24 protein-coding genes are annotated in these 22,923 nt (G+C 42.7%); 11 read left to right on the top strand and 13 right to left on the bottom strand.

Annotated elements, in window-relative coordinates; genetic code table 11:
- Positions 1–17: 17 nt before the first annotated feature.
- The 3 genes from HXY43_RS04320 to HXY43_RS04310 form a co-directional block, all read right to left on the bottom strand.
- A complete protein-coding gene (locus HXY43_RS04320) occupies positions 18–302 on the bottom strand; it encodes a plasmid maintenance system killer protein (RefSeq protein WP_290880421.1) in 285 nt (94 codons plus the stop codon).
- Positions 303–358: 56 nt separating this feature from the next.
- The gene (locus HXY43_RS04315) at positions 359–2,008 is read right to left on the bottom strand and encodes an ABC transporter ATP-binding protein (protein ID WP_290880419.1); all 1,650 of its coding nucleotides are present in this window, start codon (positions 2,006–2,008) and stop codon (positions 359–361) included.
- A 349-nt stretch (positions 2,009–2,357) separates the two neighbouring features.
- Complete coding sequence (locus HXY43_RS04310; protein ID WP_290880418.1) at positions 2,358–2,738, bottom strand: hypothetical protein; 381 nt, start codon at positions 2,736–2,738, stop codon at positions 2,358–2,360.
- A gap of 121 nt (positions 2,739–2,859) precedes the next feature.
- Here HXY43_RS04310 and HXY43_RS04305 point away from each other — a divergent pair, with 121 nt between their 5' ends.
- The 4 genes from HXY43_RS04305 (at position 2,860) to HXY43_RS04290 (ending at position 5,909) form a co-directional block, all read left to right on the top strand.
- Positions 2,860–3,057, top strand: a complete 198-nt coding sequence (locus tag HXY43_RS04305; RefSeq protein ID WP_026732355.1) for a hypothetical protein — start codon at positions 2,860–2,862, stop codon at positions 3,055–3,057.
- A 383-nt stretch (positions 3,058–3,440) separates the two neighbouring features.
- A complete protein-coding gene (locus HXY43_RS04300; RefSeq protein WP_290880416.1) occupies positions 3,441–3,725 on the top strand; it encodes a DUF5132 domain-containing protein in 285 nt (94 codons plus the stop codon).
- A gap of 168 nt (positions 3,726–3,893) precedes the next feature.
- Positions 3,894–4,874, top strand: a complete 981-nt coding sequence (locus HXY43_RS04295) for a magnesium transporter (RefSeq protein ID WP_290880415.1) — start codon at positions 3,894–3,896, stop codon at positions 4,872–4,874.
- Positions 4,875–5,372: 498 nt separating this feature from the next.
- Positions 5,373–5,909, top strand: coding sequence for a hypothetical protein (locus HXY43_RS04290; RefSeq protein ID WP_290880414.1), 537 nt, complete (start codon positions 5,373–5,375; stop codon positions 5,907–5,909).
- 841 nt (positions 5,910–6,750) lie between these two features.
- Here HXY43_RS04290 and patD read toward each other — a convergent pair.
- Positions 6,751–7,116 carry a heterocyst frequency control protein PatD gene (gene patD / locus HXY43_RS04285; RefSeq protein ID WP_290880412.1) on the bottom strand — a complete coding sequence of 122 codons (366 nt, stop codon included), beginning with the start codon at positions 7,114–7,116 and terminating at the stop codon, positions 6,751–6,753.
- A gap of 314 nt (positions 7,117–7,430) precedes the next feature.
- Here patD and HXY43_RS04280 point away from each other — a divergent pair, with 314 nt between their 5' ends.
- The gene (locus HXY43_RS04280) at positions 7,431–9,710 is read left to right on the top strand and encodes a bifunctional (p)ppGpp synthetase/guanosine-3',5'-bis(diphosphate) 3'-pyrophosphohydrolase (protein ID WP_290880424.1); all 2,280 of its coding nucleotides are present in this window, start codon (positions 7,431–7,433) and stop codon (positions 9,708–9,710) included.
- 416 nt (positions 9,711–10,126) lie between these two features.
- Here HXY43_RS04280 and HXY43_RS04275 read toward each other — a convergent pair whose 3' ends face one another.
- From HXY43_RS04275 to HXY43_RS04265, 3 genes are all read right to left on the bottom strand, one after another.
- Positions 10,127–10,699 carry a nitrate transporter gene (locus HXY43_RS04275; protein WP_290880411.1) on the bottom strand — a complete coding sequence of 191 codons (573 nt, stop codon included), beginning with the start codon at positions 10,697–10,699 and terminating at the stop codon, positions 10,127–10,129.
- A 3-nt stretch (positions 10,700–10,702) separates the two neighbouring features.
- Positions 10,703–11,443 (bottom strand): prolipoprotein diacylglyceryl transferase, encoded by a 741-nt coding sequence (locus tag HXY43_RS04270; RefSeq protein WP_290880410.1) that lies wholly within the window; start codon positions 11,441–11,443, stop codon positions 10,703–10,705.
- A gap of 111 nt (positions 11,444–11,554) precedes the next feature.
- Positions 11,555–12,130 (bottom strand): TIGR04376 family protein, encoded by a 576-nt coding sequence (locus HXY43_RS04265; RefSeq protein ID WP_026732366.1) that lies wholly within the window; start codon positions 12,128–12,130, stop codon positions 11,555–11,557.
- Positions 12,131–12,467: 337 nt separating this feature from the next.
- On the opposite strand from HXY43_RS04265, the gene HXY43_RS04260 reads away from it, so the two are divergent.
- The 5 genes from HXY43_RS04260 to HXY43_RS04240 all read left to right on the top strand — a co-directional run bounded on the left by HXY43_RS04260 (position 12,468) and on the right by HXY43_RS04240 (position 17,227).
- The gene (locus tag HXY43_RS04260; RefSeq protein WP_290880409.1) at positions 12,468–12,980 is read left to right on the top strand and encodes a hypothetical protein; all 513 of its coding nucleotides are present in this window, start codon (positions 12,468–12,470) and stop codon (positions 12,978–12,980) included.
- Positions 12,981–13,603: 623 nt separating this feature from the next.
- Complete coding sequence (locus tag HXY43_RS04255) at positions 13,604–14,176, top strand: hypothetical protein (RefSeq protein ID WP_290880408.1); 573 nt, start codon at positions 13,604–13,606, stop codon at positions 14,174–14,176.
- A 210-nt stretch (positions 14,177–14,386) separates the two neighbouring features.
- The gene (locus tag HXY43_RS04250; RefSeq protein WP_290880423.1) at positions 14,387–15,649 is read left to right on the top strand and encodes an MFS transporter; all 1,263 of its coding nucleotides are present in this window, start codon (positions 14,387–14,389) and stop codon (positions 15,647–15,649) included.
- An 89-nt stretch (positions 15,650–15,738) separates the two neighbouring features.
- Positions 15,739–16,602, top strand: a complete 864-nt coding sequence (locus HXY43_RS04245; RefSeq protein WP_290880407.1) for a tetratricopeptide repeat protein — start codon at positions 15,739–15,741, stop codon at positions 16,600–16,602.
- A gap of 253 nt (positions 16,603–16,855) precedes the next feature.
- Positions 16,856–17,227 (top strand): DUF2237 domain-containing protein, encoded by a 372-nt coding sequence (locus HXY43_RS04240; RefSeq protein WP_290880406.1) that lies wholly within the window; start codon positions 16,856–16,858, stop codon positions 17,225–17,227.
- A gap of 238 nt (positions 17,228–17,465) precedes the next feature.
- On the opposite strand, the gene HXY43_RS04235 is transcribed toward HXY43_RS04240, so the two are convergent.
- Positions 17,466–18,497, bottom strand: a complete 1,032-nt coding sequence (locus HXY43_RS04235) for a hypothetical protein (RefSeq protein WP_026732373.1) — start codon at positions 18,495–18,497, stop codon at positions 17,466–17,468.
- A gap of 354 nt (positions 18,498–18,851) precedes the next feature.
- Positions 18,852–20,030 (bottom strand): phosphoserine transaminase, encoded by a 1,179-nt coding sequence (locus tag HXY43_RS04230; RefSeq protein WP_290880404.1) that lies wholly within the window; start codon positions 20,028–20,030, stop codon positions 18,852–18,854.
- Between the two features lie 219 nt (positions 20,031–20,249).
- Here HXY43_RS04230 and moaA point away from each other — a divergent pair, with 219 nt between their 5' ends.
- Entirely contained in the window at positions 20,250–21,239 is a 990-nt protein-coding gene (moaA, locus tag HXY43_RS04225; RefSeq protein ID WP_290880402.1) for a GTP 3',8-cyclase MoaA, read from the top strand.
- Between the two features lie 52 nt (positions 21,240–21,291).
- On the opposite strand, the gene rpsD is transcribed toward moaA, so the two are convergent.
- From rpsD to HXY43_RS04205, 4 genes are all read right to left on the bottom strand, one after another.
- On the bottom strand, positions 21,292–21,900 hold the full coding sequence (gene rpsD, locus HXY43_RS04220; RefSeq protein WP_290880398.1) for a 30S ribosomal protein S4: 609 nt from the start codon (positions 21,898–21,900) through the stop codon (positions 21,292–21,294).
- 249 nt (positions 21,901–22,149) lie between these two features.
- Positions 22,150–22,299, bottom strand: a complete 150-nt coding sequence (locus tag HXY43_RS04215; protein WP_290880396.1) for a hypothetical protein — start codon at positions 22,297–22,299, stop codon at positions 22,150–22,152.
- The gene (locus HXY43_RS04210; protein WP_026732377.1) at positions 22,277–22,552 is read right to left on the bottom strand and encodes a type II toxin-antitoxin system RelE/ParE family toxin; all 276 of its coding nucleotides are present in this window, start codon (positions 22,550–22,552) and stop codon (positions 22,277–22,279) included. The genes HXY43_RS04215 and HXY43_RS04210 overlap by 23 nt, the downstream gene beginning before the upstream one ends.
- Positions 22,545–22,799, bottom strand: coding sequence for a type II toxin-antitoxin system Phd/YefM family antitoxin (locus tag HXY43_RS04205; protein WP_026732378.1), 255 nt, complete (start codon positions 22,797–22,799; stop codon positions 22,545–22,547). The genes HXY43_RS04210 and HXY43_RS04205 overlap by 8 nt, the downstream gene beginning before the upstream one ends.
- Positions 22,800–22,923: the final 124 nt, after the last annotated feature.

Genomic DNA, 22,923 nt, shown 5'->3' with positions numbered 1-22,923 from the left:
TTAGAGCAAGTTCTATTTCAACGTTGCCAAGTTCTTCTCAAACAGCCATCTTTGATTAAAGCGATCGCATGTTTCCACTGGTGGCCAAAAACAAAACCTTTATCATTCTGACGCAACCGGAATTGATATAATCTATTGCCTGGTGGCACTTTCATGTCATCCAAAGAAAAAGCTGCATTCAGTTGGTCTAATTTCCTTTGTGCAACTTCCCAAAGATTGACGGGACACTTCTTTCGAGCGTCTTTTGAGTCGTTCCCATCGAAAATGTCTTCAGTCGCTTTATCTTTGAATGACACTATCATATTAGCATGATAACACGGATGACATGCTAAGAACAAATCCATACTCTCCCCACTCCTCAAGCACGTGCCAGCAGAGGTGCAGCAGCAAGCAGGGTTTGAGTGTAAGGATGCTGAGGATTAGCAAAAATTTCTTTTGTGGGGCCTATTTCGACAATTTTGCCACCGTTCATCACGGCAATGCGATCGCACAAAAATCTCGCTAACCACAAATCGTGGGTGATAAACAAATACGTTAAATCAAACTCTTCTTTTAACTCCAACATCAAATCCAGGACTTGTGACTGCACGCTAGCGTCTAACATACTCACGGGTTCATCGCAGATTAAAAGTTTAGGATGAGTAATTAAAGCACGAGCAATGGCTACTCGTTGCTGCTGTCCTCCTGACAAATCTGAGGGATAGCGCTGATAATAAACTTCTGGCGGTTTTAACCCCACTTTCTCCAGCATCGACAATACCTGTTGTTTCGCTGCTTCAGGAGTTGCGATCTGATGAATTAATAGCGGATCGGCGATACTCTGTCCTACCGTCATCGCTGGATTGAGGCAAGCATGGGGATCTTGAAATACCATTTGCATTTGCCGCCGTTGCTGGCGGATTTCTTGCCGAGATAGGTTAGTTATATCTCTTCCTAAAAACTCGACTTTGCCAGCGCTAGGACGAATCAGTTGCAAGATTGTTCGCGATAAAGTACTCTTACCGCAACCAGATTCCCCGACTAATCCTAAAATTTCTCCTGAATAAAGTTCCAAATTGATGCCATCGACTGCCTTTATTGTCTGACCTTGACCTTTAAACAATCGCTCAACAAAATTAGGCTCGATGGTGTAGTGCTGTTTTAGTTCGAGGAGGCGCAGAATTGGGGATCGGAGATCGGCGATTGGGGATTGGGAAGAAATTTCCTCAGTTCCTTCTACATTTTGAATATGCAAAGCTGCTTGTAAGAGCGATCGCGTGTATTCGTGCTGGGGATGCCTAAATACAGATTCTGTCGCACCCATTTCCACCATCTTGCCGTCATACATGACGCCAATGCGATCGCAATATTCTGCCACCATAGCCAAATCGTGGGAAATCAACAGCAGTGCCATGTTTTCTTCTGCACACAGTCGCGTTAGTTCCTGCAAAATCTGCGCTGAGACTGTGACATCTAAGCTGGTGGTGGGTTCATCGGCAACTATCATCTTGGGTTGCAGCAATAAAGCCAAAGCAATGGCTACTCTTTGCCGCATCCCACCGCTAAACTCGTGCGGGTACTGATTCCAGCGATTAGCAGGTATCTTAACTTTTTCTAATATGGCGATCGCCTTTTCTTTGGCTTCTCGTGTTGACAACTGGGGTGAGTGCGCCTTGAGTGTTTCAATACAGTGGTTGCCAATAGTCATTAACGGATCGAGGCGCGTCATAGGATCTTGGAAGATCAGCGCTACTGCCTCCCCTCGAAATTTCCGCATTTGGATTGGTGTCAAATCAAACACTGATTGTCCTTGAAATGTCACCCGTCCTTCAATGCGAGTAGACGCTGGTAGCAAGCGCATCGCTGCCCTTCCCAAGGTTGACTTACCACACCCCGACTCTCCCACTAATCCCATTCTTTCGCCTGGTTGCAGGCGGAAAGATACGTCATCAACTGCCCATTGGGCTTCTTCACCACTACGATGAGGATAGGCAACCCGCAAATGTTCGATAGAAAATAAGATACTCACGTAATATCAATCCTTTTAGCCTACTATCTCTCAATTTCTACTAAATCAGATATGTAGCTCAACCTTAAAAAACATAATAATGTAGGGTGCGTTAGGACAATTCGTCCTAACGCACCTAAAACATGAATTTTGGTACGTTACGCGCTACTCTAACGCACGCTACAGGTTTTATAAAGTCATAAATAAAAAACCCTCCAATGATGGAGGGTGAAATAATGCGATCGCCTAAGCTTAGTACAGCTTTGCGTAAAATCGTAGCTTTTTAAACGCAGAGGAGCGCAAAGTAACCGCAGAGGGGCGCAGAGTCTTTGTGCAAAAATTTCGCGCGCGAACTTACGAAATGTTGTACTTAGCTAGCTAGAATCTTTACCGCTTCATGCAGCAGCGTTTTGACTCTGTACAGCTTATAAAGCTTATCCTGATGAAACCTCATCTGCTCATCATCAAAGTATTCCTCCTCCTTAGTTAACCTAAGCAGTCCCATCTGACTTTCTGTAGGTTCTCCCATCATGTCAAGTGCTACCGTGATGTGCTTGTAAATCTCAATTCCAGGTGAGTGCAAGCCGATACCCTCTCTCATCTGGTCAATAGCGCGATAAGGAAAAGCAGTGAGTACGTTAATCCAAGCTTCAGGTTTACCGTGGCTACCTAATGGTTGCACTCCATAGTGAGATGCCATCGCGCGTAAATCTTCTAGCGATAGCGCTTCTAGTTCTTTGCGTGTCATCATATAGTTGTCTCATTGTTAATTGGGACTGGTAGCTATGAACTCTTGACGGATGCCATAGCTACCAATTAACTATTATTCAATAGGTTAACCAATTAGTTCAAGCAAGATTAAGCAATGTAAAGTGAGTAAAGATAAGCGCGGTAATCCAGATATCAAAGAGCACGGCTTTAAAACCGATAGAGAAGAACCATTTAATAAATTGCTTGCTGTTAAAGTTACCGAGTCAATGTATAACCAAGTTAAAAGTCAGCCTGACTCTTCTGAATTCATGAGAAAAGCTATTCAAAAAGCACTGGATGAAGCTAAACAAGATAAGTAGAGATATAGCTTTGTCGTTAAAATTTATTCAATAAGTTATTTAATATTTTTCAATAATTTTAATATAAAAAACAAACAACCTTCTTTTGACAGGAGGTTTTATGTTTCTGTATGACGTTACAGTTTATCTATCAGTCCAAGAGTGACACAAAGAACAGGTCTATGATGCTTATGACAAACTATGGGCTGCTGGTACACCAGTAACAGCAACAAATTTTAATAAAAGCCGATCCAATAATCTTTATAAATTATTGATGAAAATTTTCAATATATTTTAGGAAAAACAGGTGGTATATTCAACTAGATAAGTTAACTTTTTTCTCATTTCATCTACTTAATCGCGATAAAATGAAATTAAGCTAAGACAAGAGAGGTACAGATATTATGGGTGTAAAAATTTTACCTGATGTTGGAGATATAGCTGAAAACCTTGGTGTAACAGGTATTTTAGGAGTTGTTCTTCTGCCTGTTTTCTTACCAGTGATTGCTGGTGTTGCTAAGCCAATAGTCAAGACAGCTGTGAAAGGCGGAATCCTTTTCTATGAAAAGAGTAAAGGAGCGATCGCAGAAGTTGGTGAATCTTGGGAAGACATTGTCGCAGAAGCAAGGGCTGAAATTGGTGAGGCACGAATGAAATCGGCAGAACCTGTGGAAGCTAGTGCTGATTGACTGAAGGGAGAATCATGCTAATAGTCGAATTCAGCATTGCACATTTGCAAAACAATATAACTTTTTGTGAGGGATGGGAATTTTGCCTATCCTTTTTTGAAGGAAAGAATTGCAAAACTTAATAGACAACGACCGCCAAAAAATAATTGAACTGGAAGGAATAAGCAGATGTCAGCTTCTATACTTCCATTTTTGGAAACTGCTGCCCAACACCTAGTCCAAAATGTTCCCCTTGCCCAAGCTTCTGAAACTGTCGGTTCTGTAGTTGCTCGTCTTGCTGGCAGTACATTTGATTCTGCCGAAGCTATCTACATTGTTGATAAAAATGGACATCTGCAAGGTCTAGTTCGCCTCGTAACTTTATTAACCGCGCCACAACACCGAAAACTAGGCGAAATCATGACTTTGCAACCACCAACAGCCCATCCTCACGACGATCAAGAAAAGGTTGCAGGGTTGGCAGTTACATACAGATTGGTAGATGTTCCTGTAGTTGATAGACAGGGTTATTTTCTAGGAGTTGTTCCTGCCCAATCTTTAATTGCCATTTTAAGACGAGAGCATATTGAGGATCTGCATCGACTGACTGGTATTCGAGGTGAAGATTCTCAGGCACGCCAAGCCCTGGAAGCACCACCAACGCGACGAGCAAGCGATCGCTTACCGTGGCTGTTTGTTGGGCTGCTTGGCAGTATCTTGGCTACATTCGTTGTCTCTCGGTTTGAAAGTACTCTCGAAGCTCGTGTTTTTGTTTCCTTCTTTGTGCCTGGGATCGTCTACCTTGCAGATGCGATTGGGACGCAAACGGAAGCAATTGTTGTCAGAGGTTTATCTTTTAACCATAATACCTCTTTGCGGAGTTTACTGACTGGAGAGCTTTGGACTGGACTGCTGATTGGGCTTGTTCTCGGTGGTTTAAGCTTCCCACTCGTGCTTGCAGCATTTGCGAATCTGCAATTAGCTTTTGCTGTGGCACTAACGATAGTAACTGCTGGGGGTGTTGCAACCAGTGTTGGTTTATTTTTTCCTTGGCTACTCCACAGTATCGGCAAAGATCCAGCATTTGGTTCTGGCCCTGTTGCTACAATCATCCAGGACGTAATGAGTTTGCTAATTTATTTCCTGATTGTTCAATTTCTCGGAGTCTAAGATTAGACCAATTTAAAAAATGATTGCAACAGATGGATTTACATAGCCCATAGTGCTTTATGCCGGGAGACCCGTCCACCGCAGTGGCTCCAAAATTTCAAATCCAAAATCCTATTAATTAGTACTTTCAATTAGTGATTTGTTTATAACTATAGCCCAATCCTGACTTACAAAAATTTATGTAAATCACTTGATGATCGTAAACTTATAAAAATGCCGATCAAATATTATAAAATTATTAAATGCTTTTAAATTTAATCAATACTTGTATGCCCAGCTAGTATTATATATTTGGTGATTCAGGAGAGTGAGGAAGTTTTTAAATTAATGGCGATCGCGCATCAAACAGCAAGTTTTTGTTGCCGTTGAATAAAGGCTCCTCAGCAGCGGATACTGCACTCCTAGTAATATTGTTTTGTTTGAAATATGCAATATTTGCATTCTGGAAACTGCGTTAAACCCAAAGTTGAAAATCAAAAATTAAAAATAGATTGACAAATGCTCATTTCTGCTGATACGCGCATTTCTTTCCCGTGTTCTCTAGTCTATGCCACCTACCGAGACAAGCTAGTTGAACTTGTTCCGTACATGCCAAACGTGCGTTACGTCAAAGTTAAATCTCGCCGCGAGGAGAATGGACGAGTTTACAGCGTCAATGAGTGGCATGGAGGTGGAGAAATTCCACTGGCAGCAAGGGCTATAATTAGCGAAGATATGCTCTCGTGGACAGAATACAATACCTGGAACGAGGCTGAATTTTCGCTCTCGTGGCAAATCGAAACTCATGCCTTTAGCGAAGCAGTCAACTGTACAGGAAAAAATCACTTCATTGCTGATGGTAATTCCACCATAATTAAGAGTCGTGGCGAACTCACGATTGATCCCAAGCAAATTAAGGGGGTACCTCGATTCATTGCTAAGCAAATCGCGCACATAGTCGAGGATTTTCTTGGTAAAAAGATTGAACCCAATCTGCTACAAATGAGCGAAGGAGTGCGTCAGTATCTAGAGCAGCAAACTAAAGGTAGCGACTAGGAAGACGCGGAGATCGTGAGACACGGTGATACTTCCCTTGACGCGGAGACAATGAGACGCGGTGACGCGGAGAAATTATCAAAAATATTCCCCGTGTCCCCGTGTCCTCTTCAAAGCTTTTTGCAAGTTGCTTCCCGTAGGGTACAATCAACAACATACAACCAACAACACTTAGAAAGTGTTAAAACTAATGAAGCAAAAAGTCCACATTCTTGTAGCTGTGGGATGATTTTATCAAGGCGCTTTTAAGTGCCATGATAGAAAAATCTTGGTTGAAATACCACGGTGGTAAAGTAAAAATTCTTTGGAAATAGTGCAGCCTAAAGAAGCTAAAAATAGTTTTGTGAGGGTAGCGAAAACCTCCTGAAACTAAGCTCATGCATTTTTAACTGTAGAGGCGCATGATGGTGCGTCTCTACAAGTCATAAAAAACTAAATAAAAGCTTTTTGAAGCAATCTGTAGATTGCTTCATTTGTAACTTTGTAACAGGGTATACACAAACATATCCCAAATGGATAAACGCACCAGCATGTTATCCATGAGAGAATTGTAGCCTTAACCCTGAGCAAGGGCTAACTGAAAGGGCGAGTACCCTACAGCGATGCTACTCTACCAGAAGTGGGAGGAACGGGTGCAGGCGTCTACGCCTACAAACTAAAAGCTTACGGCTTTTGAAGACAGATGAGCGAAGACTGTCGCAGTTGGTCGCAGCTGTGAGAGTGTCAATTTCCTTTATGATTCTAAATACAGTCTCTAATCTCGCAAGTAAAAATCTTCAAGGTCTCATTGTGTACCAACATTCGCAATCCAGACAATCCCCAAGTTTTGGCAAAACACTTCCTACTCCTCTTTTGCATCTGTCTCTGGTGCAGGTGGTTTTAGGATAGCGTTACAGTAGTGAATAAGAGTCGTCAGGCGATCGCTAATTGTCTTGAGTCTGTAAACAGCACTCCCACTTTGTCGCGCCCCTTGGAAAAACATCACATCTATTTCCAAAAGTCGCAATTGCTTGTTCATCTCTGTCCTATAGGACAATTCCCGCGATTTTTCTTCAGCTAAAGGTATAATCTGTTGCTGAAAAAATTGCTGTAATGATGAAAGATGTTGCCGCAGTTGGTGTGCATCCATTTGCTTAGTCGCAACATTAGAGCGGAACTGCTCTAGGAGTATTGCGAAGGTGTGATATTTCTGATGATTGAGAGACATTCAGTACTTAATTGAGATACTATTAATGTCAAGAAATTTTTCATATACAATATACTTCTTTAACCTTTTGTTCAGGTTGCTGCCCCGGAAATTATAATTTGGGGCTAAATTTATCATAAATCGCTTTCCAGGATCATTATGCTCGATATCTATAATTGGCTGAATTGCACAGACTTTTGGTTTGAGCAATTATCCTGCCATCGCTTTCCCTTCCCAGATGTCAGCAGATAGTCCTTTTGATGACGATAATGTCGTCGATTGTATCTAACCCCCCATTTAACCACCCATTACCTACAGCCCCGATATATTGTATGATGAGTAGCGCAATTGTCAATCACCCCGTAGATATAACCATTCCAGAATGGCTACAAAATTGCTTGTCCGCACCGCCCCCAGATCGTGCCGCAAGTGAAGATGACCGAAGGTATTATGATACAGATTTGATTTGCCGAGCATTTGAATTTGCCTATCACCTGCATCAAGGTCAGTACCGCAAATCAGGAGAACCTTATATTTGCCATCCTGTTGCTGTAGCTGGGATGCTGCGTGATTTAGGAGGCAGTGCTGCTATGATAGCAGCTGGATTTTTACATGATGTAGTCGAAGATACAGATGTTACAATCGAAGAAATAGAACAGCGTTTTGGCTCAGAAGTCAGACGTTTAGTTGAAGGTGTAACAAAGCTTTCAAAAATCAACTTCAAAAGCAAAACTGAAAGTCAAGCGGAAAACTTTCGGCGTATGTTTCTGGCAATGGCACAAGATATCCGCGTGATTGTGGTGAAACTGGCAGACCGTTTGCATAATATGCGGACTTTAGAATTCATGCCAGAAGAAAAACGCCGTCGCACCGCTTTAGAAACAAGGGAAATTTTCGCTCCCCTAGCTAATCGCTTGGGGATTTGGCGTTTTAAGTGGGAATTGGAAGATTTAGCGTTTAAGTATTTGGAACCGGAAGCTTTTCGCCAAATTCAGCAGCTTGTTTCGGAAAAAAGAACGGCGCGGGAAGAAAGATTAACGAAAGTAGCTGAAACTTTGCGATCGCGAATGGCAGAAGCAGGAATTCGCTGTCTTGATATCAGCGGTCGCCCCAAGCATCTTTATAGCATTTATCAAAAGATGCAGCGCCAAAACAAAGAATTTCACGAAATTTACGATTTGGCAGCACTGCGGGTGATTGTCCAGACCAATGAGGAATGCTATCGTGCTTTGGCGGTAGTTCACGATTTATTTCGCCCGATCCCCGGTAGATTTAAAGATTATATTGGTTTACCCAAGCCCAACCGTTACCAGTCTCTGCATACAGGGGTGATTGGGCCTTGGGGTCGTCCTTTAGAAGTGCAAATTCGCACTCTCGAAATGCACCATATCGCCGAGTATGGGATCGCAGCCCACTGGAAGTACAAAGAAACCGGAGGTTCTCACATTGGGCTAACTGCGTCTGATGAAAAATTCACTTGGTTGCGGCAGTTATTGGAATGGCAAAATGATCTTAAAGATGCTCAGGAATATTTAGAAAGCATCAAAGATAATCTCTTTGAAGATGATGTTTATGTTTTCACTCCCAAGGGAGATTTAGTGTCTTTAAGTCCTGGTTCTACAACAGTAGATTTTGCCTATCGCATTCATACAGAAGTAGGAAATCACTGTGCGGGTGCGCGGGTGAATGGGAGAATGGTACCGCTATCTACGCGGCTGCAAAATGGCGATATTGTCGAGATTATTACCCAAAAGAATAGCCATCCCAGCTTGGATTGGTTGAACTTTGTCAGGACTAGTGCGGCGAAAAACCGCATTAAGCAATGGTACAAGCGATCGCGCCGAGAAGAAAATATTGCTCGCGGTCGGGAATTATTGGAAAAAGAATTGGGTAAAACGGGTTTTGAAGGTTTGCTGAAGTCAGAACCAATGCAGGCGGTAGCAGAAAAGTGTAATTACCACTCAACAGAAGATTTACTCGCAGCTTTGGGTTACGGGGAAATAACGCTGAACTTGGTGCTAAACCGTTGGCGAGAAATCATCAAAGCACAACAGCCTGCTGTCCATGAACCAGAATTTACACCAAATCTGCCAACTACAGCTAAAGCAGCGGCGGCGTTGCGAGATGGAGGGCCGGCAACGACTTCGCGCTTATCTGACTCGCCAATCGTTGGGGTAGAAGGGTTAGTGTATCATCTGGCTGGGTGTTGTACTCCCATTCCTGGTGAGGCAATTATCGGTGTTGTCACGCGCGGTAAGGGAATATCTATCCATCGCCAAGGATGTCACAACCTGGAGAAAGTAGAGTGCGATCGCCTTGTGCCGGTAAGTTGGAACCAAGCAGCAGAAAACATTGGTCGTCCTCAGAGTTATCCAGTGAATGTGCAAATTGAAGCTTTGGATCGGGTGGGAGTGTTAAAGGATATTTTGTCGCGGCTGAGTGACCAAGGCATTAACGTGCGTCATGCTAACGTCAAAACTTCTTTTGGTCAACCGGCGTTGATTGATTTGGGGATCGAGATCCGCGATCGCTCTCAATTAGAACACATATTTGTCCAAATTAAGAAAATGAGTGATATTCTCAATATTCGCCGCGTCGGTCAAATTGATGGATAGTACTCAATTTGGCAGGGTGCGTTAACACGTGAATTATCCCCTTGCTAGTTGGGGGTAGATTGTTTGTTGTGAAGAAAAATTATATTTATTTATAAGGTGGATTTAGAAGATTAATGTTTTCAAGAGATAGAGAATGGAAAGAGGTAAGAATTATGAATGACAAATGCTGAATCCTCAAAATTTCATAATTCATAATTCATATCTATTAGATTGTAGTGGACTGGCAAGCCTAAAATGGTGTAATAGAAAATGTTCGTAGTAAGCGCTTCAGCGCGGCGAAACAAGTTAAAAATCTAATGCACAAATTTAGCCTTGACACGCCAGTAGGGTGCGTTACGGCAAGTAAAGCACCATTAACAGAAAATATGTGTTAGCGATCGCGTCACACACTCTACATTATTAGTTAAGTTTAGACGTCAGATTTCTTTCCGTTCCTCTGAAATAAACTGTGAAAGAATATTTCCTGTAATATCTAGTAGTTGATCTAGTAGAAAGCCGATTATGCCGATATAAATTAGACTCTCAATGATGACATTGTAGTTACCAGATTTGTAACTATTCCAAATCAAAAAGCCCAACCCTTTACCTACTGTTAACATTTCTGTGGCAATGACAGTAAACCAAGCTGTCCAGATGCCAGTCCTTAAAGCACTAAATATATGATTAATTGCCACACGAATGTTATTGCCTTGGATGCGAGATTTTCGCATACCTTGAGCCGTATTCAGAATTATCGGCCAAATAGCACTAAAAAAAACAACAAGACTTGTTGCTACTTCTAATTCTCGAAACAATATTAAAGCTAGTGGTAGAAGGGCTATCGGAGGAATACTATACGGAATTTGCAGTGTCCGTTTGCATATCTGATAAACTAAGGGGTTCATACCAATAAAACTTCCAAGTATAATCCCCAAAATCACAGCAGGAATGTAGCCAACAAACAATAATTTTAGGCTGGATAAAAAGTCTAAAAAGATACTATGATCCATGCCTCATGATTTGAATTGGAACATCTGAGCAATGGTGCGGCGATAATACACAATAGCACATAGACAAGCAATTTGAATCGCACTGATCCCCAAAAAAATACGAAAATCCGGCTTTATAAAATCTATCAAAAATCGAAAGCTTAAATAACAAACTAAATAAAATTTAAATAAATCACCTTCTTGGTATTCATAGCGACTGCGAAGCCGTATAAATATCATTAGTATAATTAAAAATACAATTTCATACAATTGGGTGGGATGACGAGGAATGCCATCGCCAAAATCTACACCCCAAGGTAATTTTGTAGCAATTCCGTAAGTGCGATCGCTCAATCCTGTCAGAAAGCAACCAATCCTACCAATTACTGTTCCTAAAATTAATGGATAAACAAATACATCACCAGTAGAGTGGCTGACACCAATAAATTTTTTCGTAATTTCTACCCCAATCACTGCACCTAACAGTGCTCCTACTACTGTTTTTCCTTGGAGTAATAGTAATAGAAATAGCTGTGAATTTTGCCAAAGCAAATCAATATGTTGCAGTAAAACTAGTACCTTTGCACCACAAAGCGCACCCAACATTCCACCAACAAGAATAGAAGTGCGCTGTGCTGGTGTAATAGAATCTTTACGGACGTTACGCAATACTAAACGAAACGCCACAGTATAAGCCAAAGATTCAAATAAAATATGCGGGTGAATCCGCAACGAACCCAAGTAAAAGTAAACTGGGAATGTCATTTGTTAGTTGTTGGTTGTTGATTGTTGTTTGTTGATCGTCAGTTATTAGTTAAACTACTAACCACTAACTACTAACCAATCCCTAGTCCCCAGTCCCTAGTCCCTAGTCCCCTACTTTCCCATTTTTCGCTTCATTTCTTCCAACTCTGCCTCAGTTTCCCAACGGCGGAATTTTTCCTCTAAGGGATCGTACCCACTGGAATAACTACTAGGTTGATTCCACCAACCACTAGTTTCTATGCGCTGCTGTGCTTGTGCTTTAGCGCGTGCTGTTTGTGCTTCAGCTGCTTTTGCTTGTACTTCCTGTCGCCGTTGTTGAACTTTCCGCAGTAAATCTTGTGCTTGGGAAATGCGTTCTTTTAACCCTTGCATGTGTCCCCAAAGCTGGTTTCCTTGGCGCAACAGTGCGGCTTCTCGTTCTTGTGCCGCAGCCGCTAAATCTTGCCTACCAGAATCTTTGGCCTTTTGGACGCGAATATGCCACTTTTGGATTTCTTGAGCAGTGGACAGAATTTCCTCTTGCGATCGCTTCTCTTGTAATTGTAAATCTGCAATCAGCTTTAATGTGTCTTCCTCTTGCTCGCGCAGCTGTTCCAGCAACGCTTCTAACTCCAAGTGCGGATTATTCCGCAAAAATTCTTCTAAACGGTTTTCCAGAAACCTACTCAAATCATCAAATAAGCCCACTGCCAAAACTCCAGAAAGTGTCTCATTTTATTGTAGTCATTAATTATCGTAGGGGAAACCTATTGGGAAAAGAAGAAGGCAGGAGACAGCTATGCTCAAAGAATAGTATTTTCATCTTGTTCATTCAATGAATTTCAAGTATCCCAGTCATTATCATACCCTCTCATATTTTTTTGATATTGAATTTGTATCGATTACTAATATTCCCTCTCAAGATTGAGGTTTTTGATAATTATAGTGCTTATTTTGAATAAATATCTTCTTGATTCACCTGTTGCCAAAGTCAACAAATGAATAGATTGGCTCCAAAATTACAGTCGCGTTCGTATCATGAATTATGAATTATCTTGTTGCAGTTCTACCAGATAGATTACAGGCAGAAGAAGCTTACTCTGCCCTCGAAAAAGAAGGCTTACCAACCAATCAAATTGACATCTTAGGTCAAGGATACAAAAGTGCTGATGAGTATGGGTTAATAGACCCCAAATTGCAAGCGAAAAAAGGAGCGTCTCGCCTGTCAACTTGGTTAATTCCATTTGGTTTTGTGGCTGGCTATGTCTTCAATTTATTGACAGGCATTGAAATATTTCCGATTGGTAGCCTTGGCAATCATCTGATTGGTGGACTTTTAGGAGCCGCCGCTGGTGCTTTCGGTGCATATTTAGTTGGCGGTGGAGTAGGTTTAACTGTTGGTAGTGGGGATGCTCTACCTTATCGCAATCGTTTGAATGAAGGCAAATACCTAATTGTGGTCAAAGGTACTGAAGAATTAACCCGTCAGGCAACTCGGATTTTACGGCAATTTGAGCCAGAGAACTTGCAAGGCTATGCCGAGCCAACTGGGGCATAAATCCAAATATAAAAGTAATTCGTAATTCGTAATTAAAATACAGTAATTACGAATTACGAATTCTCAATTACAGCTTGTTAAGTTACATATTTGAACGCAGCCTTGAAGCAAGGGTATATCCGGTGAGTTGGGAGAGGTATTACCTTCCTAAGAGGAGAAATTCTTTCAGTTCACTTAAATCTTATGTAAAATTATATTTTTTATTTCTTGAGAGTGATGACAAATAAATATCAAATAATCAGCTTTCTTAATGGTAGTTAAAAATTGGAATTGACTAAATATTAAGTAATAGTTATTAACTGCGTACATCACAATGCATGAATAAGGAAATGGGGAATAGAAGAGTGGGAGATGGAGAGAGTGGGAGAGGGGGAGAATAATGACTAACTACTAACTACTAACCACTACCTACTAACTACTAACCACTACCCAATTTGTGCCAGAGTTGATAAACCTAAGTAGTAACATTGAGTTATGCATAGCATGCGGCGGTGTATATAAATACCTATTATACTAGCTAACAACGGCAATTATTCTGAAATTAATAAATAAGTAATGTTATATTTACGACATTTAAGTCTACTACTAATATGGGTGTGACAGCTGCTGATACCAAACGACTTATGAGCATTATTATTTGCCCTGGAATCCATGAACCAGAGTTAACCGAAAACTTCATCTCAGCTTGGAGAGAAGTAGTTGTTGATAATTTATCTTTTTCAAATCCAGTAAATATACTTATTTTTCCAGCGGAAAGTTTTTCGGCTTTATCAGCGTTTCACATTTTGCATTTTTTACACCAGCATTTAGGAGATCGGCTAAAATCGCCAGTTATATTCATTTGCTTTAGTGCTGGTGTAGTTGGGGCGATCGCTGCTGCATGTTCGTGGCAAATGTTGGGAGGCCGTGTCAAGGCTTTTATTGCCATAGATGGATGGGGAGTACCATTATGGGGTAATTTTCCTATCCATCGGATGAGCCATGATTATTTCACTCACTGGAGTTCCAAAATACTTGGTAGCGGTGAAAATAACTTTTATGCAGACCCAGCAGTCGACCATTTAGAAATGTGGCGATCGCCTCAAACCGTACAAGGCTGGCGGGTAGACTTATCTGGTGGGGAATCGCCCTCCCAACAGCGCCTCAGTGCGTCTGAATTCTTGTATCAGCTTTTAGTACGCTATAAAGAAAATTAATCCGGAAGATAGAAATGCTAAGCAGGAGTGAGAATTAAAGAGCTAGGCTGTGATGGGGTGATAGGGTATGAGGTAGTAGTTGGTGGTTGGTTATTTCTAATGGCCAATGCTACTACCCCACTCCCCCACTCCCCCATCTCCTCATCTCCCCACCTCCGGTTCTCCCCCTACTATTCCCCCATCCCTATCCCCTATTCCCCAAATATTCTGATGTTTCCAACTGAACCTGCTGCTGTAAATAACGGATTTGGTGTTCTGCTTAGAAACCGTGGCTTTATGCTGCTGTGGATTGGGCAGTTGTTGTCACAGCTTGCGGATAAGGTTTTCTTTGTTTTGATGGTAGCCCTACTGGAAAACTACCCACCCCCTCCTGGTTTGGCAGAAAACTCCATGTACTCAACTTTGATGGTGGCGTTTACAGTACCAGCCATTCTGTTTGGTTCTGCTGGAGGGGTTTTTGTAGACCGTTTTCCAAAAAAGCTGATCATGGTTGGCTCGGATGTGGTACGCGGTCTAATGACACTGTTGATACCGTTTTTACCACGGGAATTTCTGATCCTGTTGATAATGACTTTTGCTATCTCCAGTGTGACGCAGTTTTTTGCACCAGCTGAACAGGCAGCCATCCCACTGTTGGTACGGCGAGAGAATTTGATGGCAGCGAATGCCCTGTTTAGTAGCACGATGATGGGTGCTTTAATTGTTGGGTTTGCGATCGGTGAGCCAATGTTGAGTTGGGCAAAACACTTGCTTGGTCCAGACTACGGTCAAGAGCTTGTAGTGACAATTTTATACCTGGCTTCCGCGGGCATAATGCAGCCGATTAAATTAAAAGACAACACAACTATCAGTGATAGTGAGGTAACAATCAATCCCTGGGCAGAGTTCAAACAAGGTTTGCGCTATCTTAGGAAAAATCGTTTGGTGTTGAATGCCATGCTGCAATTAACGACTTTATATTGCGTGTTTGCAGCCTTAATGGTTTTGGCAATTCGATTAGCAGCGGAGTTTGGCTTAAAAGAGAAACAATTTGGCTTTTTCTTAGCAGCAGCAGGGGTAGGAATGGTAACGGGAGCAGGGATCTTGGGTAACTGGGCTGAAAAATTACATCACAAACCCTTACCCTTGATTGGATTTTTGATGATGGCAGTGGTTTTAGGAGTGTTCACTTTTACTCACCAACTGCTATTAGCACTAGGACTTTGTGCTGTGCTAGGAATAGGTGCCGCCCTCATTGGTGTGCCAATGCAAACTTTAATTCAACACCAAACACCACCTTCGATGCTTGGTAAAGTATTTGGGTTTCAAAATCATGCCATCAATATTGCCCTTTCTCTACCATTGGCAATTACTGGCCCAATCACAGATGCTTTAGGTTTGCGAAGCGTGCTGGTGGGGATGAGTGTAGTAGTTTCTGTCGTAGGTATTTGGGCTTGGCAAAATACCCGCCGAGTTCTACAAGATGTGATTTGACAAAATCTTAAAAACAAAGCCCCAACGCAGTAATATAATATAGTGCACTTGTCTGTAGCGGTAGTAACTGTTTGGTTGGGGCAAAAATCATGAGTCAAGCAGCAAGGGCTGAGGCAGATACTCCACGGTTTGTCACAGATGACAGTGGATACTGGTATCGACAGGGTAAACGACTCGAACGGCAAGAGTGCTACTCGGAAGCAATTTCATGTTACGACAAAGCTTTAGCTAGTTGCCCTGATGAATACTGGATATGGTATGACCGAGGTAGCGCCTTAAGAGAATTGGGTGACTACGAGACAGCAGTTACTAGTTTTGATCGTGCCTTAGCAGTACGCCCCCATGATTACTGGGCCTGGTACAATCGAGGCTGTATCTTGCTAGAAGATTTAGATCGGTTTGAAGAAGCGATCGCCAGTTTTAATCAAGCTTTGGCAATTCGTCCGCATGACTATTGGTCTTACTTTCGCCGCGCAGATGCCAATAGACATTTAAAACGCTACGAAGATGCGATTTCCGACTACGATCAAGCCCTATCCATCCGTCCAGACGATTACTGGGCATGGTTGCGTCGTGGAGATGCCCAGAGACATTTGAAACGCTACGAAGATGCAATTACAAGTTATGACCAAGCCCAAGCTATCAATCCAGACGATTTTTGGGCTCATTATAAGCTAGGGGATACTTTCAGATATCTAGAACGCTATGAAGAAGCACTGAAAAGCTATCAAAAAGCCATTGATCTCAAACCTGACGATGAGTACGCTTGGTATAACTGCGCTTGTTGTGCAGTTAGGATAGGGGATATCTCACTCGCAATGGAAAGCCTTGAGTCAGCCCTGCTCATCAATCGCAACTTCCAAGAACTGCTCAAGAATGACCCCGATCTAAGCATGATTCGAGATAGAGGATTACTAAGAGATTTGCTGCGCGAAATCAATTGCTTAAATTGACTGCTGTAAGGACTCTTTGTGTCTTGGTGTCTTGGTGTTTCAATAATTCTTTTTTCACCACCCTTCGGGTTCGCCACTTTGCCATCGTGACGGGAACCGCCAAGACGGCAAGTGGACTCACCAAGACACTAAGACACCAAGAAAAATTCATTTCCAAGACTCACGCCTTGATAGAGGTAGGGTCAAAAGTTAAGAGTCGACTTCCCAGTTAAGAAGCTACTATTTGAAAGGAATTGATTCACGAATTTTTGCCATGACACAGGCTAAGAACGTCCTCGGAGAAACGCTAGAGATTTGTTGCACCTCACCAATGACAGGCTTTTATCGGGATGGAACATGTAATACGGGTGCAGGTGATTTTGGCGCACACCTTGTCTGTGCAGAATTGACTGAAGAGTTCTTGACATTCACCAAGTCAAGGGGAAACGATTTGAGTACTCCCGTTCCCATGTTTGATTTTCCGGGCTTAAAGCCTGGCGATCGCTGGTGTTTGTGCGCTTCTCGCTGGAAGGAAGCACTAGATGCTGGAGTTGCACCACCCGTTGTTTTGTCAGCAACCCATGCATCAGCTTTAGAATACGTTTCCTTAGATGAATTGAAGCAACATGCCCTTGATCTTGCCTAGAGGGAAGGTGGGAAGATGGGAAGGTGGGGGAGATGGGGAGAGGGGGAGAGTGGAATAAATACTAAACCACTAACTACTAACTACTAACTACTAACTACTAACTACTAACTACTAACCACTAACTACTAACTACTAACTACTAACTACTAACTACTAACTACTAACTACTAACTACTAACTACTAACTACTAACTACTAACTACTAACTACTAACTACTAACTACTAACTACTAACCATTCAACTTGTTTCCTGAATTTGCAGACGAATGGTGCGTTCTCCTGCGCTACCAAGTTGCAATTCCATCACTTCGCTGCCAAGGGGTTCTAAGCAATTCAGGAGCGATCGCAGCTGTGGTGTACTTGCACCGGTATCTACGTATAGCCTATCTGCTAAATTGCTAATGCGTTTCCAAGTCATATACATTTTGGCAATTGTTTGTTCTAGCTGGGATGCTTGATTTACCAAGTCAGCAGCAATGCTTAAACAACCGACTCTTTGCGCTTCTATGAGTGCAGTTTCGATGTCTACTTCTTCTTCATTTAACGCTTGGACTTGAGCAGCTGCTTTGAGGTATTTTGCGAGACTACGTGCCTCTGAAGTTACCTGTTTGAGGGTATCGACGTCGGGACTTTGGGCAATTTCCTTCTGTAAGGATTTTTGGTGCGACTCTGGCAGTTTTTCCATTTCTTTGACTAGAGGCGCGATGTAACGTGGAGGAAGGGCGTTTTCTGCCGCTTTTTGTTTGACTGGTTCGGGTAACAACTCCGAAGACATCGCTGTCCATTCATCGGTAAGTTGACGTACTTCCCTTCTGGTGATGCGATCGCCTTTTTGTGCTGCTTCGCTCACCATCACTTGCACTTCCGGTGCTGATTTGGCGGTTTCTACAAATGCCCGTTTGCTGAAGTTTTTGATGGCACTTGGCTCTAACTTTCCCTCTTCTAAGAGAGTATCAGCACTATTAGCTAATTGAATCCAGGCATAAGCCTGACTTTTGCTGAGTTCCCGTTCTTTTAGCCATTTCAGAAATCCTGTACCGCGTCCGTCTCCGCCCTTTTTCTCTCGATCTCGAACTGCTCGTAAAATGCGCCCCCGCCAAATTTCCGTTTGCAAATCAAAGCGATCGCACACTTGCCAAGCTATCTCGACTTGCTGCTGAAATTCCTGCTCTGGAATTTCCTCATCTTCCGGATCGGGTAGCTCAAAATCTAAATCTGCTGGCTGTTGTAGGGCAGCAGCTAGGTCATCGAAATTATCGGTTGATTGCACGGTTGAGATGGTAATAGTGTATGCGATCGGTTTATTATTACACAATCTGCGAACACTAGATGTTGCTTGTTATCGCTCTCCATCACGCCGCATCAGGTAATCTACTTGCATAAAATAAATTGTTTTCTTTTTCCGGGGTTGCTGAATCAAAATATGAATTTACAATTCACGGGTGTGTAGAGACGTAGCATTGCTACGTCTCTACGAAAATGTGTACAAACATAATTCATGACCAAATTCAGCAACGCCCTTTTCCACATCCCGTGAAAAGTCAGATATAGACTTGTCAACAAGTTTAGACAAGTCAGCTCGGTGAGCCAAGAATCCCCAAACTTCTAGTTCGGGGAGTATCAACTAGGCTGCTTGTTTCATTTCCGCTTTCACAGTCGCATATGCCCAATCCAACCACGGTAGCAGGGCTTCAATATCTGCGGTTTCGACTGTTGCACCACCCCAAATTCTGATTCCAGGAGGTGCAGCCCGATAGGCAGCTATATCGTAAGCTACATCCTGTTTTTCTAAGATTTTAGCCAATTTTTTTGCACATTTACCCTGTTCTTCTGGACTTAGGGCAGTAAACCACGCATCCACAATCTTCAGACAAATTGATGTACAAGAGCGAGTTTCCGGTTTTTCAGCTAAAAAGTCCGCCCAGTTACTTTGCTCTACCCATTTAACAATAGCTGCTAGATTGGCTTGACTGCGGCTAATTAAACCAGTAAGTCCACCAATACTTTCTGCCCACATCAGCCCATCTAATGCATCTTCTACGCACAGCATCGATGGTGTGTTGATGGTATCTCCCTGAAAAATACCTTCAATCAACTTGCCTTTTTGAGTGAGGCGAAACAACTTTGGCAGGGGACGTGGTGGTTTGTAGGTTTCTAAGCGTTCTACAGCACGGGGTGAAAGGACGATGACGCCATGCTGGGCTTCTCCACCCAAGACTTTTTGCCAAGAATAGGTAACTACATCTAACTTATCCCAAGGTATGTCCATCGCGAAAACCGCCGATGTAGCATCACAGATAGTTAACCCAGTGCGATCGCTGGTAATCCAATCGCCATTCGGCACTCGAACGCCGGAAGTGGTTCCATTCCACAAGAATACTACATCGTGGCTAAAATCCACTTGCGCTAAATCCGGTAAACTCCCGTAGGGAGCTTTGAAGATGCGAGTATCTGCTAATTGGAGTTCATCCACTACATCTTTTACCCATTCCTGACCGAAGCTTTCCCATGCCAATATATCCAAGGGGAGTTTTCCCAGCATTGACCACAGCGCCATTTCCACTGCACCCGTATCGGAAGCAGGCACTATACCCAGGCGATAATCTGCGGGTACACCCAAAATTTTCTTGGATCGCTCAATTACTTCTTTTAACTTTGCTTTACCACTCTCGGAGCGGTGAGAGCGGCCTACACAAGCATTTTGCAAAACAGAAACAGACCAACCAGGACGTTTTGCACAAGGGCCAGAGGAAAAATGCGGAACGCGAGGCTTGGTGATTGGGGGAGTAATATTTTCTGACATAGGTGAGTTGCAAAATCATGAGTGGGGATAACAAACCCGGTTTCTATTAGAAACTGGGTTTTTATAATATTCATAAAAAATTAGAAACAGATGAAACGATCATGCCAGATCGAATACACGTTAGCTTAAAAGAGTATAAGTAAAATTCTCAAACTAAAATGTATTTATGAATTGACAAAAAATACTTGTTATGCAGGTATAAAATAAAATTATAAAATCATGAACCAGGTAGATTATCTGCGAATTAGTTTAATCGATCGCTGTAATTTCCGCTGTCAATACTGTATGCCAGAGGGAGCAGAATTAGATTACATCCTCAAGCAACAGCTATTGACTAATGAAGAACTGCTTACCCTTATTGAAGAGGTTTTTATCCCTGTAGGATTTACCCGGTTTCGCTTGACTGGAGGAGAACCCCTATTGCGTCCACGTGTAGTGGAGTTGGTGAGGGCGATCGCTTCTCTTCCCCAAACGCAAGACCTCTCGATGACTACCAACGGCTTTTTACTCGCTCCAATGGCGCAAAGCCTCTATGATGCTGGATTGCGACGAATTAATATCAGCCTGGACTCTCTCTACCCCGACATCTTTGACCAAATTATCGGTAATCGCGGTCGTTCTCGTTGGCAAGATGTTTGGAATGGTATTCAAGCAGCTTACAATGTGGGATTTGATCCCCTAAAACTGAATGTAGTGGTGATCCCCAATGTTAACGACCACGAAGTTCTGAATCTTGCGGCGTTGACCATTGAAAAACAATGGCATGTCCGATTTATTGAGTTTATGCCGATTGGTAACGCTCAATTATTTGGCGATCGCGGTTGGATCTCCTCAGAAGAATTACGCCAACGCATTCGCGCACGCTGGGGATTGACAGAAAGCCAAGTCCGTGGTAATGGGCCAGCCGATGTCTTTCAAATTCCGGGAGCAAAAGGGACGCTAGGATTTATCAGTCAGATGTCGGAGTGTTTTTGCGATCGCTGTAACCGGATGCGTCTTTCTGCTGATGGATGGCTGCGTCCGTGTTTATTGAATGAAAATGGGCAAATAGACTTAAAAACTGCTCTCCGTGCAGGTGTCAGTACCGCCGAATTACGGCAGCAGGTAAGACAATTATTGGCAATTAAACCCGAAGTTAATTTTAAGCAACGTGACTCGGGTACAACAGCGGGTGTTTACACGCGCACTATGTCCCAAATTGGGGGGTAGTCATTGGTCATTTGTCATTTGCAAAGGACAAATGACAAATGACCAATGACGATTATGCCTGTCGTGAATAGTACTCAACCACGAGCAGTTCGTTAATGCTGAGTGCTATCCATTCGCGCTCAACGACGCCGTTGACTTTGCCAACCAAGGTGTTTTTATCAAACTCCAGATGGCTGGGGAGGTTTGCCAAACCGGGATATTGCAAGTTAGCTTCCACCAATTTCTTGGATGCTTCCCTGTCTCTAACACCAATAACCTCTCCAGGACGGCATTGGTAACTGGCAATATTGACTACACGACCGTTAACTGTAACATGGCCGTGATTCACCAATTGCCGTGCTGCTGGGATAGTGGGAGCCATACCCAAACGGAAAACCGTATTATCCAAGCGCATTTCTAGCAATTGCAATAGCACTTGTCCGGTAGAACCAGTAACGCGTCTAGCTTTCCGTACGTAGCGCAGCAGTTGCTTTTCTGTCAAACCGTAATTGAAGCGGAGTTTTTGCTTTTCCTCAAGACGGATAGCGTACTCAGAGCGCTTCTTGCGGTTCTGACCATGCTGGCCGGGAGGATAAGAGCGTCTGGCACTTTTACGAGTTAATCCTGGTAATTCCCCCAGGCGACGTGTAATTCTTAATCGTGGTCCTCTGTATCGGGACATGAGCTTCCTAATCTAATCCTGTTTCAACTTTACCCAGACATATCATTTTGACATTCCCTGACCAAAAGTGGTAGGGATTCTTGGTTCAAGAAACGCACATCCAAAAATAATGCAGTTGCCCGCATTATGACAAAGATGCTTTTTTATCCAAGCTTTTACTCTGAAGCAATCAGAGTCAGTTTCGACGTGTCTCGCCGTACTGTACTTGTTGTTTTAAGCTCTTGGTTGCAAACGCTCAGCGTGCCGTCGTCATCGCTTGAGTTTCCAAGCCTCCACGACACCGTCAAATGCCAGCAGCCAGCCCATTTGCGGATTTTTCGCTACATCTAAAAATAATTGTATCAGGAATCGAGAGCGATCGCTTATTCTGTTAAATTTACAAATTCTTGTATACTTCATCGTCGTTCCGCTTGCCTACACGGAACACATCAACCAATTGGTTCTCATCGTCAATGGTGTACAGAATTCTGTACTCTCCTTGATCAACACGATAGCCTCCCTCATAACCTTTCAAGGCTTTGTAGTCTTGCGGTCTAGGATTGGCTTGTAGCGAAAAAATTTTTGACACTACTTGCTTAAACTGTTTAGCTGGCAAGTCTAATAAATCTTTTTCTGCGGTTTTAGCAATCCTCAGAGTATAGCGTTCACTCATTCTCACGATGGGCAACGATCGCCTCTAGCGTTGTAAATCCATCGTTTTCTGCCACAGCACGGCGCAACTGTTCAGAATCAATGGCATCTTCAAGAGCTTCTAAACGCTTGAGGTCTTCTAGCCCAATAATGGCAACGGCCGCTTTACCGTGTCGCTCAATTACAATGCGTTCGCCTCCATACTCAACACGATTAACTAGTTCCTGAAAATTGGCACGAGCTTCTGTTGCGCTGACAGCATTTGTCATTTTTAACAAATTGTACAAATTTTATATTTTGTATAATTATTATAGCTTATAGCAACTTCCTCAAAAGCTTCCTGCCAAATTGGGTGAGAACAAAGTTTAAAGATGAGATAGCATAACTTTGGGT

The sequence above is a fragment of the Fischerella sp. genome (assembly GCF_013388695.1).
Lineage (GTDB): Bacteria > Cyanobacteriota > Cyanobacteriia > Cyanobacteriales > Nostocaceae > PCC9605.
Note: the sequence above shows the minus strand (reverse complement) of the source record. Positions and strands in the feature narration are given on the sequence as shown.

Bases quoted from the DNA above. Each gene is read 5' to 3' on its own strand.
- HXY43_RS04270 (WP_290880410.1), bottom strand. From the start codon at position 11,443: ATGACATTCCCAGTTTACTTTTACTTGGGTTCGTTGCGGATTCACCCG.
- HXY43_RS04210 (WP_026732377.1), bottom strand. From the start codon at position 22,552: ATGAGTGAACGCTATACTCTGAGGATTGCTAAAACCGCAGAAAAAGAT.
- patD (WP_290880412.1), bottom strand. From the start codon at position 7,116: ATGTCTCTCAATCATCAGAAATATCACACCTTCGCAATACTCCTAGAG.
- HXY43_RS04255 (WP_290880408.1), top strand. From the start codon at position 13,604: ATGAGCATTATTATTTGCCCTGGAATCCATGAACCAGAGTTAACCGAA.
- HXY43_RS04245 (WP_290880407.1), top strand. From the start codon at position 15,739: ATGAGTCAAGCAGCAAGGGCTGAGGCAGATACTCCACGGTTTGTCACA.
- HXY43_RS04230 (WP_290880404.1), bottom strand. From the start codon at position 20,030: ATGTCAGAAAATATTACTCCCCCAATCACCAAGCCTCGCGTTCCGCAT.
- HXY43_RS04250 (WP_290880423.1), top strand. From the start codon at position 14,387: ATGTTTCCAACTGAACCTGCTGCTGTAAATAACGGATTTGGTGTTCTG.
- HXY43_RS04310 (WP_290880418.1), bottom strand. From the start codon at position 2,738: ATGATGACACGCAAAGAACTAGAAGCGCTATCGCTAGAAGATTTACGC.
- moaA (WP_290880402.1), top strand. From the start codon at position 20,250: ATGAACCAGGTAGATTATCTGCGAATTAGTTTAATCGATCGCTGTAAT.
- HXY43_RS04260 (WP_290880409.1), top strand. From the start codon at position 12,468: ATGAATTATCTTGTTGCAGTTCTACCAGATAGATTACAGGCAGAAGAA.
- HXY43_RS04300 (WP_290880416.1), top strand. From the start codon at position 3,441: ATGGGTGTAAAAATTTTACCTGATGTTGGAGATATAGCTGAAAACCTT.
- HXY43_RS04275 (WP_290880411.1), bottom strand. From the start codon at position 10,699: ATGGATCATAGTATCTTTTTAGACTTTTTATCCAGCCTAAAATTATTG.
- HXY43_RS04295 (WP_290880415.1), top strand. From the start codon at position 3,894: ATGTCAGCTTCTATACTTCCATTTTTGGAAACTGCTGCCCAACACCTA.
- HXY43_RS04290 (WP_290880414.1), top strand. From the start codon at position 5,373: ATGCTCATTTCTGCTGATACGCGCATTTCTTTCCCGTGTTCTCTAGTC.
- HXY43_RS04205 (WP_026732378.1), bottom strand. From the start codon at position 22,799: ATGACAAATGCTGTCAGCGCAACAGAAGCTCGTGCCAATTTTCAGGAA.
- HXY43_RS04280 (WP_290880424.1), top strand. From the start codon at position 7,431: ATGAGTAGCGCAATTGTCAATCACCCCGTAGATATAACCATTCCAGAA.
- HXY43_RS04215 (WP_290880396.1), bottom strand. From the start codon at position 22,299: ATGAAGTATACAAGAATTTGTAAATTTAACAGAATAAGCGATCGCTCT.
- rpsD (WP_290880398.1), bottom strand. From the start codon at position 21,900: ATGTCCCGATACAGAGGACCACGATTAAGAATTACACGTCGCCTGGGG.
- HXY43_RS04240 (WP_290880406.1), top strand. From the start codon at position 16,856: ATGACACAGGCTAAGAACGTCCTCGGAGAAACGCTAGAGATTTGTTGC.
- HXY43_RS04320 (WP_290880421.1), bottom strand. From the start codon at position 302: ATGATAGTGTCATTCAAAGATAAAGCGACTGAAGACATTTTCGATGGG.